Source organism: Persicimonas caeni (assembly GCF_006517175.1).
Taxonomy (GTDB): domain Bacteria; phylum Myxococcota_A; class Bradymonadia; order Bradymonadales; family Bradymonadaceae; genus Persicimonas; species Persicimonas caeni.
Map to the genome: position 1 here is coordinate 2408320 of NZ_CP041186.1, position 13822 is coordinate 2422141.

General features: G+C 64.0%; 9 protein-coding genes. 5 read left to right on the plus strand and 4 right to left on the minus strand.

Annotated elements, in window-relative coordinates; all coding sequences use genetic code 11:
• Window positions 1–4 precede the first annotated feature (4 nt).
• Window positions 5–1135 (minus strand): tRNA epoxyqueuosine(34) reductase QueG, encoded by a 1131-nt coding sequence (gene queG, locus FIV42_RS08935; RefSeq protein ID WP_141197343.1) that lies wholly within the window; start codon window positions 1133–1135, stop codon window positions 5–7.
• 211 nt (window positions 1136–1346) lie between these two features.
• On the opposite strand from queG, the gene FIV42_RS08940 reads away from it, so the two are divergent.
• The 4 genes from FIV42_RS08940 (at window position 1347) to FIV42_RS08955 (ending at window position 5434) form a co-directional block, all read left to right on the plus strand.
• Window positions 1347–1778 carry a hypothetical protein gene (locus FIV42_RS08940; protein WP_141197344.1) on the plus strand — a complete coding sequence of 144 codons (432 nt, stop codon included), beginning with the start codon at window positions 1347–1349 and terminating at the stop codon, window positions 1776–1778.
• 395 nt (window positions 1779–2173) lie between these two features.
• Window positions 2174–2995, plus strand: a complete 822-nt coding sequence (locus FIV42_RS08945; protein WP_141197345.1) for an AAA family ATPase — start codon at window positions 2174–2176, stop codon at window positions 2993–2995.
• 266 nt (window positions 2996–3261) lie between these two features.
• Window positions 3262–4446: a vWA domain-containing protein gene (locus FIV42_RS08950; protein ID WP_141197346.1), complete on the plus strand. Its 1185-nt coding sequence runs from the start codon at window positions 3262–3264 to the stop codon at window positions 4444–4446.
• A 175-nt stretch (window positions 4447–4621) separates the two neighbouring features.
• On the plus strand, window positions 4622–5434 hold the full coding sequence (locus FIV42_RS08955) for a hypothetical protein (RefSeq protein ID WP_141197347.1): 813 nt from the start codon (window positions 4622–4624) through the stop codon (window positions 5432–5434).
• 22 nt (window positions 5435–5456) lie between these two features.
• On the opposite strand, the gene FIV42_RS08960 is transcribed toward FIV42_RS08955, so the two are convergent.
• From FIV42_RS08960 to FIV42_RS08970, 3 genes are all read right to left on the minus strand, one after another.
• A complete protein-coding gene (locus FIV42_RS08960) occupies window positions 5457–6233 on the minus strand; it encodes a hypothetical protein (RefSeq protein ID WP_141197348.1) in 777 nt (258 codons plus the stop codon).
• 865 nt (window positions 6234–7098) lie between these two features.
• Window positions 7099–9891, minus strand: coding sequence for an Ig-like domain-containing protein (locus tag FIV42_RS08965; RefSeq protein ID WP_168210512.1), 2793 nt, complete (start codon window positions 9889–9891; stop codon window positions 7099–7101).
• A 212-nt stretch (window positions 9892–10103) separates the two neighbouring features.
• Window positions 10104–11624, minus strand: a complete 1521-nt coding sequence (locus FIV42_RS08970; protein ID WP_141197350.1) for a C1 family peptidase — start codon at window positions 11622–11624, stop codon at window positions 10104–10106.
• Between the two features lie 275 nt (window positions 11625–11899).
• Here FIV42_RS08970 and FIV42_RS08975 point away from each other — a divergent pair, with 275 nt between their 5' ends.
• Window positions 11900–13810, plus strand: a complete 1911-nt coding sequence (locus FIV42_RS08975) for a PAS domain S-box protein (protein ID WP_141197351.1) — start codon at window positions 11900–11902, stop codon at window positions 13808–13810.
• Window positions 13811–13822 lie beyond the last annotated feature (12 nt).

Below are 13822 nucleotides of genomic sequence, written 5' to 3' on the forward strand. Positions count from 1 at the left end.
CCGCCTAAGAGCGCGGAGAGGAGCCCTTCGCCAAGGCCTCCCGGACCTCCTCGAGAACATACGCCTCGTCTTCGCCCTGTCGAGCCCTTTCGAGGATGCGTCGGGCCTCCTCGCCGCCGATCTGGCCCAGCGCCCAGGCGATGTGGCCGCGCACGAGCGGCTCGTCCTCGTCGTCGAGCAGCCGGCGCCCCAACAGCTCGACGTCTTCTTCGCCGCCCGTGTTGCCGATGACCACCGCCGCGTTTCGCTTCAGGCCGCGCAGCTTGGCGCGCTTCATCGCCGACTTACTGAAGTATTCGACGTAGTCTTCGAGCTCGAAGCAGACGAGTTCCTGGGGGGTCAGGTCGCGGTATTTGTCGCGGGTTTGGAACTTCGGGTCCTCGGTGGGCACCGCCTTCGAATTCCACGGGCAGACGGCCTGGCAGATGTCGCAGCCAAAGAGCAGGTCGCCCACGAGCGGGCGCAGGCGGCGGGGGATCGGGCCTCGGAGCTCGATCGTCAGGTACGAGATGCACCGGCGCGCGTCGATGACGCCGGGGCTGACGATGGCGTTGGTGGGGCAGGCGTCGATGCAGCGCGAGCAGGTGCCGCAGCGGTCGGGCACGAGCTCGTCGGTCGGCTCGAGGTCTTGGTCGACCAGCACCTCGGCGATAAAGCAAAACGAGCCGATCTCGGGGTTGATGAGCATGGCGTTCTTGCCCACCCAACCCAGGCCGGCCAGCGCGGCGAGGTCGCGCTCGAGGAGCGGGGCGGTGTCGGTGGCCGGGCGTGTGGCGACCTCGGCGCCCGACTCGGCGTGGATGAAGGCGGCCAGCTCGCGCATCCGGTCCCACAGCACGTCGTGGTAGTCGTCGCCGTGAGCGTAGCGGGCGATCCGCAGGCCCCCGGCGAGCTTGTCGGCCTCGCGGTAGTAGTTCTTGAGCAGCACCACGCAGCTCTTGGTCCCCTCCTCCATCTTGGCGGGATCGACCCGCAGATCGTGGTAGCGATCGAGGTAGTTCATGTCGCCGTGGCGGCCCTCTTTGAGCCACTCGAGGTACTGCTCGGCGTGCTCGAGCCTGCGCGCCGGCACGATCGCGGCGCGGTCGAAGCCCAGCTCTCGGGCACGGGTGATGATCTTTTGCGATAAGGTCATGCTGTTCGCTGCATTAGAGGGCGGCCTTGCGGGGCCGGAACGCCATCTATCTATTAGGCGCTGCGCACCTGAAAGGCCACTAGACCGTCAGATCTACAAAGATCCTTGCCTGATGGGAAATTTCAGGTATGACGCCTGCGTAATGGATGGGCCGGCGAGTGCCGGCAGGGTGTAAAATTACACATAAGCTAAAAGCCCCTGCACACGTCCCATGGAAAGCCTTCTAGTCATACTGCTTATCGGCGGCCTGTGCACCTATATCGGCATGGGTACTCTTCTGGAGTTTCACGCCTTCCGCCAAGTCGCCGCCCGCACTGACCTAGCACAGGTCGGCCGCCAACTCGAAGGCGACTACAACGGTGTGCCGGTGGTGGTCGCCGCCGAGCACCGCCCCGGTGACGGGCACCACGACGAGTGGACGGTGGTGCAGGCTCGACTCGCCGCGCCGGCTGACGAAGCGCTCGACGCGCCGGTGCTCGAGGAAGTGGTCGAGGCCTGCAAAGACCGCCACCCGGTGGTCGTGGTCGAGAACGACGAGCTTCGCGCCGAGCTGCCCGGCGGGATCAACCGCGCCGGCGAGCTCATCGAGGTGCTCGATGCGGTGACCGAGTGTGCGAGTCGGATCAATCGCGCGGCCAGTTAGAGACGCCTCGGTTTCTGAAGGCCTTCTACATAGGCAATTAAGGACATAGGGGTTGCGAATTGAGGCGCCTCGGTTTCTGAAGGCCTTCTATTTGTGCAATTAAGGATTTTGGGGCTGCGAATTGAGGCGCCTCGGTTTCTGGAGGCCTTCTACATAGGCAATTAAGGACATAGGGGTTGCGAGTCGGCCATGTGTCTCGGCACGCAACCCTTATGTCCTTAGATGCTTATTTAGAGGGCGCCACGCCCCTGCAGGGCCTGCTCTCTTAGCCACGAGCCAGCCTACGCAATACCCAACCCTCCTCATCTGTTGCACCCACAGCGCCGATTGACCTCTGCGCATCCAACTGCAATATATGAACGAGTATTCACTCACTTAGCACCACCCAAAGCACCATGAGCAATACACAAGCCCCCGGCTCTTTCGATCGTTTCTCCGGGACCGAGTCCTATATCACCAGCCCCGAGCTTCGCGACGTGGTCAACGTGTCGGTCGCCCTCGAAAAGCCGCTGCTGATTCGCGGCGAGCCGGGCACCGGCAAAACGTTGCTGGCGCACGCGGTGGCCGACGACCTGGGGATGCCGCTGCACCGCTGGCACATCAAGTCGACGACTAAGGCGCAAGAGGGCCTGTACGTCTACGACACCGTCCAGCGCCTCAACGACAGCCGCTTTGGCGACGGGGACGTGAGCGACATCAAGCAGTACATCAAGCTGGGCGCGCTGGGCAAAGCGTTCGACAGCGAGGAGCGCGCGGTGCTGCTCATCGACGAGATCGACAAAGCAGACATGGAGTTCCCCAACGATCTGCTCCACGAGCTCGACCAGATGAGCTTTTATATCCCCGAGACGCAGCGCACCGTCGAGGCGACCCAGCGTCCGGTGGTGATCATCACCTCGAACGCCGAAAAGGAGCTGCCCGACGCCTTCTTGCGCCGCTGCATCTTCCACTACATCGAGTTCCCCGATGCGCGGCTCATGGCCGACATCGTGGCGGTGCACCACCCGAACCTCGAAGAGAAGCTGTTGAAGCAGTGCCTCGACAAGTTCTACTGGCTGCGCCACCAGCCCGACGTGCGCAAAAAGCCGTCGACCAGCGAGCTCATCGACTGGATCGGAGCGCTGATGCGGGCGGGGATCTCGGCGGAGTCGTTGGAGAAGGAGTTGCCGTTTATGGGCGTGCTTCTCAAGAGAGAAGAGGATCTCGTCCAGTTCTGAGGCGCAAACGAGCAACGTCCTCCTCTCCTCCTGAAGCGTAGCGGAGGGAAGGAGAGGACCGAGGAGAGGACGCCCTTTCCACGCAGCGAAGCAAGTGGAGAGGGACCGAGGGAGAGGCTGTTTCGAGCGCCGACAAAAAGCCTCCTCCTGAATCCTCCTCCATTTCGCTTCGCTACATGGAAGAGGACGCCCCTCCTTGGTCCTCCCCTTCGCTTCGCGCGGGGAGGAGAATGTTGGCGAAACACCTCACTCGTGCAAACGAAGCTATGTTCATAAACTTCTTCTACCACCTCCGAGCCCGCGGCCTCCCGCTGAGCACCACGGAGTTCCTCGCCCTGCTCGACGCCCTCGCCCAGGGGCTCTCTCGCGAGAGCCTCGAGCATTTCTACGTGGTCGCCCGCGCCGTGCTGGTCAAACGTCCCGAGCATTACGACATCTACGACCAGGCGTTCTACGAGTTCTTCAAGGACACCGAGTTCGACAAGTCGTTGCTCGACGGGCTGCACGACGAGCTGTTGGAGTGGCTCGAGAACCCGCTGGCGCCGCCGAACCTGTCGCCCGAGGAGCTCGACGAGCTCAAGAGACTGGGCCTCGACGAATTGCGCGAGGAGTTCGAGAAGCGCCTGCAGGAGCAAGACGAGCGCCACGACGGTGGCAGCCATTGGATCGGCACCGGCGGGACGAGCCCGTTCGGCCACGGCGGCCAGAACCCCGCCGGGGTGCGCGTGGGCGACCAGGGCGGCGGGCGCAGCGCGGTACAGATCGCCAGCGAGCGTCGGTTTCGCAACCTGCGCAAGGACTTGACGCTCGACGTGCGCGACATCGGCATGGCCCTGCGCCGGCTGCGCCAGCTCACCCGCGAGGGCAACGAGGAAAAACTCGATCTGCAAGAGACGATCGACCAGACGGCCCGAAACGCCGGCTATATCGAGCTGGTCTTTCGGCCGCCGCGCGAGAATAACGTCAAGCTCTTGCTCTTGTGCGACGTCGGCGGGTCGATGAACCCGTACACGCGGCTGACCTCCCGGCTCTTCTCGGCCGCCCACCAGGCGAGTCACTTCAAGAATTTCGAGAGCTACTACTTCCACAACTGCCCCTACGAGACGCTCTACACCGACATGGAGCGCGAGAAGGGCAAACCCACCGAGGAAGTCTTCCGAAACCTCGACCAGACCTGGCGCTGCATCGTGGTCGGCGACGCGGCGATGGCGCCCACCGAGCTGACCTCGCGGGGAGGCTCGGTCAACTACTGGCACTACAACGAGAAGGCGGGCATCGAGTACCTGCGCACACTCAAGGACACCATCCCGCGCACGGTGTGGCTCAACCCCGACAAGCCGGCGTGGTGGGGGAGCTGGACGACCCAAGAGATCAAAAAGATGTTCCCGATGTACCCGTTCACGATGCAGGGACTGGAAGACGCCGTCGACGAGTTGCGCCGGCGGGGGTGAATGTCGAATGGAAGGCCTTGCAGAGATCGAGGCGCCCTCTAATTAGGCAATTAAGGACATAAGGGTTGCGAGTTGGAACGCCTTCTCGATTCGCAACCCCTATGTCCTTAATTGCTTATGTAGCAGGCGTTGCTATTCTGCACGCGTTCTCAATTACTGTGTGCCGGAACGCGCCATGCCCTATCGTAGTGCCGTTGCATTGCTCGCCCTCGCCCTCCTCGCCCCTACGACCGCCCAAGCCAAAGCGTGGACCCAACCCGAAGGTGACGGCTACGCCAAGGTCTGGCTGCGCGGCATCTTCGGCGGCGACGCCTTCTTGGCCGACGGCGAGATCGCCGAGTCCGAAGGCTACGCCGACGTCTCGCTGCGCCACTACGTCGAGTACGGGCTGACCGACAAATGGACGCTTCTGACCTACGGCGCCCCCGCGGGCGTCGCCTCCTACGGCGACGAGTCGAGCGCCTACGTCGGCCCGCTCGCCGTCGGGCTACGCCGCGGCCTGACCGACGGCCCGTTCCAGGTGGCCGCCGAGGCGCATTACGGCTACGCGCCGCCTGTGGGCGACGACGACCTCGCCCCGGCCGGCTCGGCTCTGCGCTACTTTCCGACAGTCGACACCCACTTCGCCGTGGGCGAATTGCAGGCAGGCTACGGGTTTGGCTGGGGCTGGACGGTGGTGAGCGCGGGCGTGCAATGGAACAGCAACGACGACGTCGACACGGCCGTCATCGGCCTGGCGCAACTGGGGGTCAAGCTCACCCGCACGGTCTTTGTCGAGGCACACCTCGTCCCGTACGAGCCGCTGGGCGACGTCGAAGAGACCAACGTGGCGGGCACCGGACAGACGCGCTACCTGGGCTTCGGTCTGGGGGCGAGTTGGTGGGTGACCGAGAGCGTGGGGCTGTCGGCGAGCTTCGACGGCGCCGCGTACGCTGAGTCCAACGCTGCGACGCCGTCGTTTTCGGTGGGTGTGGAGGGTCGGTTTTAGGGGCCACGCCTTTCGCCGTGCGTCAAGGCGTCGACGGTTCCACGACCCGAAAATGCAGCGGATTCGAACTTTCATGCAGGTCGCGACTGCTGCCGAACGAGACGTCGTCGTTGCGAGTACCGTCTCGATCACGCCAGTACAGGTACGGGTCCTCCCAGGTCGCCACCTGGACGACATAGATGCCTGGTTCTTCGGGAAAGGTCACCTCGAAGCTTTTACGAGCGTCGACGCGCGTACGGTAGTCTCCGCGGGCGTTCCCCTGGGTAATCCACCACACGGGCCCCATCGGCTCCCCCTCGAATAGCGGCACCAAGACCGTGGGCTTGCCGCCCTGCTGATCGGAAGTGCTGAGCGCCGAGAAGTACATCCGCCGCGTTTCGCCTGGCTCCACGTCGATGAGCGATTGGGTATCGAGCGCGTCGGTGATGCCGTCGTAGAAGAGGGGCCCTATATTCATGCTAGCGGCGTAAAGGTACATCTGTCTTTCCCAATCGGACCACGGGATGTCGAGGCGTGGTTCGGCGCAAGGACGCGACGGACGGTCGTAGCCGCCGTTGAAAAGGGCGAATCGGTAGGCCTCACCTGTACGCCCCCCGCGAGGAACGGTCACGTTGAAGCTGACGCTGATTTCGTACATTCGTCGGTCTGGAAAGGCAGATGCCGGAATGGTGACGTCCAAAATCTCGAAATCGGAGTCGATGTCGAAGTTGATCCCGGTCGCCGTCGTCTCGAGCAACTTCTCGCTGCGATCCGGCTTCCAACGAGCGTATGTCGCTTGAACCGGTTCGTAATCGACCATGACCGCGACATTGAGGCGATAGCCGGTGAAGTCAGAGGCGTCATTGAGCGAATAGATGTGAATCGGGACGTCAGTGCCCGGTTCGGCATACAGGTCAAAAGCGCGGCCGTCTCCGGGAAGTACACTCGTATCCGGTCGAACCGAATAAGCCTGCTCGGGAACGAACCCGAGTTCAGCGATGAATTCGTCACGCGTAATTATTGGCCGCTGTGACGGCTCGACGCGAGTAGGTAGCGAGAACTCTTCGTTTTCCTCGGCGAATGTGACCTCGCCCGTGCATGGATTCGGTTGCTGCCAAAGCGTTGGATCAAAGTCGATCGGTTCGCTCGATGTATCTGCACCCGACCCGCCGTCGCCATCGGAGACTGCACGGAAGCTTACAATTCCTGTGGACGATTTTCGAACAGAGCGCTGGGTTGGGGCGCGCGAGGTGTCTCTGCCCGTCGGGTTGGGCGGCGCACTGTCCGGCGAGGCGTCTCTGGTCGTCGGGTTGGGCGGCGCACTGGCGAGTGAGGTGTCGCTGCCCGTCGGGTTGGCTCGCTCGACGTCGAGTGGGCCGCCCGGGCCGCACCGGCGGCTCTCTTGGGAGTGCGCGGCGCGGCCGGATTGTCAGAGACGGCTCACCGGACAGTGCGCGGCGCGGCCGGACGACCAGCGATGAATCGCCGGACAGTACGCGGGGTGTCCGGACGACCAGAGACGAGTCGCTCGACAGTGCGCGGGGCCGTGAAGCCTTCGGAGGCAGGACATTTTGTCCTGGGCTGTCGTGCAACCAGACCTGGAAGGTCTGCCTCCCAGTCCAGACCTGGAAGGTCTGCCTCCCAGTCCAGACCTGGGAGGTCTGCCTCCGAAGTCGGACGGAGCGTCAGTCGCGCCGGCGGCGCACCAGCGCCATCGCGCCGGCGACCATCACCAGCATCAGGGCGTTGCCGGGCAGGCTGTTCGGGTTCGTGCTCGAGCAGCCGCAGCCGTCTTCGGCGGCGCCGCCCGAGGCGGTCTCGACCGGGCAGCCGTCTTCGCCCTCGCCGGCTTCGAGCGGGCACAGGTCGTCGGCGTCGAGGACGCCGTCTTCGTCGTCATCCTCGTCACACGCGTCGCCCATCAGATCTTCGTCGGTGTCGAGTTGGTCGGTGTTGGCGACCAAGGGGCAGTTGTCGGCGTCGTCTTCGACGGTGTCGCCGTCGTCGTCGGCGTCGCACGCGTCGCCCTCGCCGTCGGCGTCGGTGTCAGTCTGCTCCATGTTGGCGACGGACGGGCAGTTGTCGTCGGCGTCGACGATGGTGTCGCCGTCGACGTCGTCCTCACAGGCGTCGCCTTCGCCGTCGGCGTCGGTGTCGGTCTGATCGGGGTTGTTGACCAGGCGGCAGTTGTCCGAGCCGTCTTCGACGGTGTCGTCGTCGCTGTCGATGTCGCGGTAGTCGGGCTCGCCGTCGCCGTTGGTGTCGACCGCGGCGGTCGCCAGGTCGTCGTCGCCGGCCTCGTCGGCGTCGGTCACGCCGTCTTCGTCGGAGTCGTCGTCGAGCGCGTCGAGGGTGCCGTCGGCGTCGGTGTCGATCGGGTTGTCGAGGTCGTCGCCGACTTCGTCAGCGTCGGCGATGGTGTCGCCGTCGGAGTCGGCGGTGGTCGGGTCGAGGCCGTTGTCGGTCTCCCAGGTGTCCGGCAGGCCGTCGTCGTCGGCGTCGAGCAAGCTCACCTCGACGGTGATGCTTCGGCTGTCGCCGGCTTGACCGTCGGTGACGTCGAGGGTCCAGGTGTAGCTTCCGGCGTCCTCCCAGGTGGGCGTCCAGCTGAACGCGCCGGTGGCGCCGTCGAAGCTTGCCGCGTCCGGGGCGGTGGTGACCGCGTACGTGAGCGTGTCGCCGTCGGCGTCGTCGGCCGTCAGCGTGAAGGCGAGCTCGTCGCCCTCGACGACGCTGAGCACGGATGCGTCGGCCGGCGTCGGGTCGATGAAGACCGGCGCGTCGTTGATATTGGTCACGGTGACGGTGACCGTGGCGGTGTCGGTGCCGCCGTTGCCGTCGCTCACCTCGTAGGTGAACGTGTCGGTGCCGAAGAAATCGGCGTTCGGGGTGTAGTCGACGCCGCCGTTGGCGTTGACCGTGGCCGTGCCGTTGGCCGGCGCGGTGCTGATGGTCGCCGTCAGGATGTCGCCGTCGACGTCGGTGTCGTTTCCGACCACGTCGATGCTCACGGCGAGCTCTTCGTCGGTCGTGGCGGCGTCGTCGACGGCCACGGGCGCGTCGTTGACCGGGTTGACCGTGATGGTGACCGTGGCGGTGTCGGTGCCGCCGTTGCCATCGCTCACCTCGTAGGTCAGCGTGTCGGTGCCGTTGAAGTCGGCGGCGGGCGTGTAGTCGATGGAGCCGCCGTTGACGCTGGCGGTGCCGTTTGCAGGCGCGCCGGTGATGGTGACGGTGAGTGCATCGCCGTCGACGTCGCTATCGTTGCCGACCACGTCGAAGGAGGCGGCGACGTCCTCGTCGGTCGAGGCCGTGTCGTCGGTGGCCACCGGGGCGTCGTTGACCGCGTCGATCGTGATGGTGACCGTGGCCGCCGCCGAGTCGCTCGTGCCGTCATTGGCCAGGTAGGTGAACGTGTCGGTGCCGTTGAAGTCGGCATCGGGCGTGTAGTCGAACGAGCCGTCGGCGTTGAGGGTGAGCGTGCCGTTCGTCGGCCCGGCGTCCAACGTGGCGGTCAGGGTGTCCGCGTCGGCGTCGGTATCGTTTTGGAGCACGCCGGGAGCGGCCACGTTGAGCGTGGTGTCCTCGTCGACCGAGTAGGTGTCGTCGACGGCCACGGGCGCGGGGTCGCACGCGTCGCCCAGCCCGTCAGCGTCGGCGTCGGCCTGGCCCGGGTTGGCCACAGTGGGGCAGTTGTCATTGGGATCGTTGATGCCGTCGCCGTCGGTGTCGACCGCATCGGCGACCCAGGCGACAGCCTGCTCGAGCAGACGATCGAGGTCGCCGCTGCGCAGGTCGCTGTTGTTGTAGCTGGTTCGAGCCATATAGAGCAGCCCGAGATAGACGGTGCGCCCCGAGCCTTCCTCGCCGACCACGATCACCCGGTTGCCAGGCGCGCCCGGACACGAGCCCAGCGATTGGGCGTTCGTGCCGTCGAGCGGCTGCGACGAGTACTCCATCTGGTACGACGTGGTGAAGTTGACGGTGGTCGGAAGCCCGGCGGTCACCGGGTGATTGTTGGGCGCCGGAATCGACACCGCCGAGTCGTTGCAGAAGTCATAGACGTACGGAGCCGCGTCGATCGGCGTCACATCGTCGAGGGTGGCGTCGACGGTGGTCGAGCGGGTCGTGTAGTCGAACCAGCCGGCGGTGATCACTCCGATACGGCCTGCGCGCAGTTCGGCGACGAGCGCGTCGGCCATCGCCTGGGTGAAGTCGTCGTTGTCACTTCCGGAGTCGCCGAGGATGACGACGTCGTAGTTGGCAAGCTCGGCGCTCGTGTCGATTTGATCGGCAGAGACGACGGTCGCCGTAAAGTCGTAGAAGGTGTCGTCATTGAGCTGCGCGGCCAGCTCCGGAGCGCTGTTATCGGTCGACGCGCCCTTCTCGACGGCCACGCGGATCTGGGCCGACGCGCTCGAGGTGACGAGTAGACCGGCCAACGCCAGTCCCATACTTCCTAAAATCTTGGCTTTCATACTGCACTTCTCTGAAAAGGGGGTGCTGTGGACTCGGACGCCCCCTCTCGTCGAAATCAGCATGCGTGCTTGGCTGTGTTGCTTACTCTGACAGCCTACCTGTCGAGCCAATCGCCTACAAGTAATGCTTATAAAATTTTTGCACCAAGAAATACCGAAGGCGCCGCAACGTCGCGGCGCCTTCGGTGATTGCGAGGTCTTCGGGGTGAGGCTTAGTAGGTCACTTCGAGGCTCCACTCGTTGAGCGTGCCCTCGTCGTATTTGGCCTCGTCCCACACGTACAGCGTCCAGTCGCCCTGGGCGTCGACGCCTTCGAACTCGGTGACGACAATCGTGCCGTTGAAGTTGTCCTCCGACGACTCGCTGCTGTCGAGCAGCACGGCGAGGTCACCGTTGGGGCCTTCGAGCATCACGCTCAGGTCGCCGATATACGAGTGGGTGATGTCCAGGTTGACCGACATGGCGCCGATGGTGCCGGTGTCGTCGATGGTGATCGTGCTGGTGATCCCGTTTTCATCGTTGTCCGGAATCGCCACCGACTCGGTGTTCGAGTAGGTCTGGGTGTCGCTGGTCTCCTGGCAGGTGGCGTGCTCGCTGCAGACGCTGTCGTCGCAGTCGACGTCGCCGTTGCCGTCGTTGTCGAGGCCGTCGCCGCAGACTTCTTCGGGGATCTCGAATTCGGGAGCTTCAGCCACGCGACCGCGGCCGTACTCTTCGACGTAGTCCATCGAGATGAAGCCGTAGCCGGCGCCGTAGGGGCTCTCTTCGGCCCAACCGGTGCCCCAGCTGTTCTTGAAGATGAAGAAGCCCTTGTCGACCACCGGCTCGCCGTTGTCGTCGACCATCGGCTCGCCGTTCTCGTCGAGACGCGGCACCTCGAGGTTGTCGTCCCAGCCGACCAGAAGGATGGAGTGACCGGCGCGGTTCTCCAGGCTCTTCTCCTTGTCGACTTCGTTCGGGTAGAAGACGTAGCCGTTGCGCGAGTATTCTTTGCTGGTGGTCAGCGGCGAGCCGCCGTGGCCCCAGGCCTGATAGAAGAAGTCGAGGCCGACGATGACCGCCGACTTCTTGGTGTGCATGTGCGCCTTGATGTCGTTGGGGCGCGTCGAGATCCAACGGCTGCGCGGCAAGTACCACTTCTCGGCGTCGGCCGCTTCGGCCGGGGGCTCACCGTTGGTGTAGCAACGCGTGGGCTTGTCCTCTTCGCCACAGGCAGGGTCGTCGGATGAGGTCCAGCCGCCCGACTCGTAGGGCCACACGTCTTCTTCGACGATGCCGTAGCGCACGATCGCGTCGAGGTTCGAGCGTGCGTTCGAGCCGCTGGTGTTGGGGAAGGCGCCTACTTCGAACTTCGCCGACCACTGCAGGTACTGCTCGGAGAAGTCCGGGTTCAGGTAGGTGCCCTCTTGGATGTAGAGGTGCTCCATGAGCGCGACGGTCGAGAAGATCGAGCAGACGCCGCGGCGGCCCTGGCTCTTGACCGGCGACTGCGTCTCGAGCAGCTCGGTGAACTGCGCCGGGTAGACCGCGTCGGCCTTGCCCTCGGTGGGCAGCGCGTCGTTCTTGGGAGCATCCGCGAACAACTCGTCGGGATTCTCGTGCAGCGGCGGAAGGTACTCGTCCTGCTCACCACCGACGGTTTCGTTGTTTTGCTGCGTCTGGTCGTCGGCACAGCCGGCGAGCACCAGCAGCGAGCTCAGCGCGAAGAGATAAAGTCGATTCCGAAAGTGCATTGATTCTCCAAAGAGCCAAGTGAGCGAGACACTCACAAAGTCAGTCAAACCGAACAATACTTCTCTAACTACTCTCTTTGGCCCGTTTTTGTCAAAGCCGAGGCATTTTGCGGTGCAGATCGCCTCTTCAGCCTACACGTGTGAGGACCGTGCGCTGGACGCTGCCGACCTCGTACCGACATTTGACGCGGTAACCCAGGGGCATTAAAAAGGTATTAACACACCGACACACGCCGATGCAGCGCCGTTAGCGGGATGAGGCTTGGAGCCCATGAATGAGGACCGTGCTCGAGATGCTAGTGGTGGGGGACGTACCCGAAGCGATGGAGATCGTCGACTTCGAGCACCCGTTCGAGTTGAGAGCCCAGTGCGCTCGAGATCTGGCGCAACTGGAGAAGGCCCTTCGTAACGACCGCTACGCCGTGGCTGTGAGCGCCGTGCGCCTGCAGGGCGAAGCCGAGGCCGGCGATATTTTGGCCATGCTCAAGCAGAGCTTCCCTTTTCGACCGGTCGTCATGGTCGCCGACCCGGGCGACGCCGATCAAATTGTGGTGGCTTACGAGCAGGGGCTCGACGACAAGCTCATTCGATGCGAGCAAGTCGAGCCCACGTGCCAGTTGCTCGACTGGGCGGTACGCCGTTGCCTGGAGAACTTCACCCTTCGCAACACGAGTGCGCTGCCTTGCTTCGACCTGGCGCTTCGCCAGGCGACCAATCAAAGCCTGCACGAGACCCTCATCTTGTTCGACGGCGACAGCCGCGTTCTGTACTTCAACAAGGCGGCCGAGGAGTTGGCACGGAGAGTCTTCGAGGTCGAACTGGAGGTGGGCGCGACGCTCGACGAGCTGTACACCGCGAACGTTCCGGTCGACTTTCGCGGGCGTGTCGACGAGTACATCGCGCGCGCGATGGGCGGCGAAACCGTGTTCATGCGCGAAGAGACGACCTTCGCCAACGGCACGGTCATGGAGCGCGAGTACAGCTACGAGCCGCTATACGATCCGCAGGGACACGTGATGGCAGTGGCGAATACGAGCCGCGATCTCGAAGAGATCCGTCTCATCGAACATCAACTCGAGGAGAGCGAGGCGCGTTTCTGGCGCTTCTTCGAGCGGCTTCCGGTGGGCATCGGCATCGTCGACGCCGAGGGGCGCTGGGTGCGGGTCAACCCCGCCCTGCAGGAGTTTTTCGGCTACGACGAAGACGCGCTCGTCGGCAAAACGCCACTCGACCTGACCCACTCCGAAGACCTCGCGACGACCTATGAGCGCATCCACAGGTTGCGTGCAAACCAGCTGCCGTTCGTCAAATTTCACAAGCGGTACCTCCATCGAGAAGGTCATACGCTGTGGGCCGATGTCATGGCGATGCCCCTGAACGTCGAGTCCAAACCCGACCACTTCATCGGCATCATTTCCGACATCAGCCAGCGAAAACAGCTCGAAGACCAACTCCAGCAATCCGAGAAGATCCGCCTGATCGGCCAGCTCGCCGGCGGAGTCGCCCACGACTTCAACAACCTGCTGACGATCATCAGCAGCTACACCTACCATGTGCTCGACGAAATCGGCGACGACTCGCCCCACTCCTTTGCGCTGGGCAAGGTGCTCAAAGCTGCCCAGCGCGGCTCGGCGCTGACTGAGCAACTGTTGGCGTTCAGCCGACGTCACCTCAGCCAACCTAACGCGGTCGAGCTAGGAGAAGCGATCGACGAGTTGAGTGAAATGATCGATCGGCTTATTCGCCCGCGCTTCGAGTTGCACGTCCAGTTGGGCGACGACGCAGCCACGGTGTGGATCGATCAGGGACAGCTCGAGCAGGCGCTGTTGAACCTGGTGCTCAACGCGCGTGACGCGATGCGAGACGGCGGCACGTTGCGGCTCGAGACCGAACGCGTGGCCCTGGACGAGCCACGCAGCACCCGGTTCGGGCTCATTCCGCCCGGCCGCTACGGCGTCGTGCAGGTCAAAGACGACGGCGCCGGCATTCCCCCCGAGGTCCTGGAGCATATCTTCGAGCCCTTCTTCACCACCAAAGACGTGGGTCAGGGCACCGGCCTGGGGCTGGCGTCGGTGTGGGGAATCGTCACGCAGGCGGGCGGTTTCATCGACGTCGAGTCGGTGGAAGGCCGCGGGACGACGTTCTCCGTCTACCTGCCGATCGCCGAGGAGCGGGCGCTCGATTGAGCGCCGCGTTCC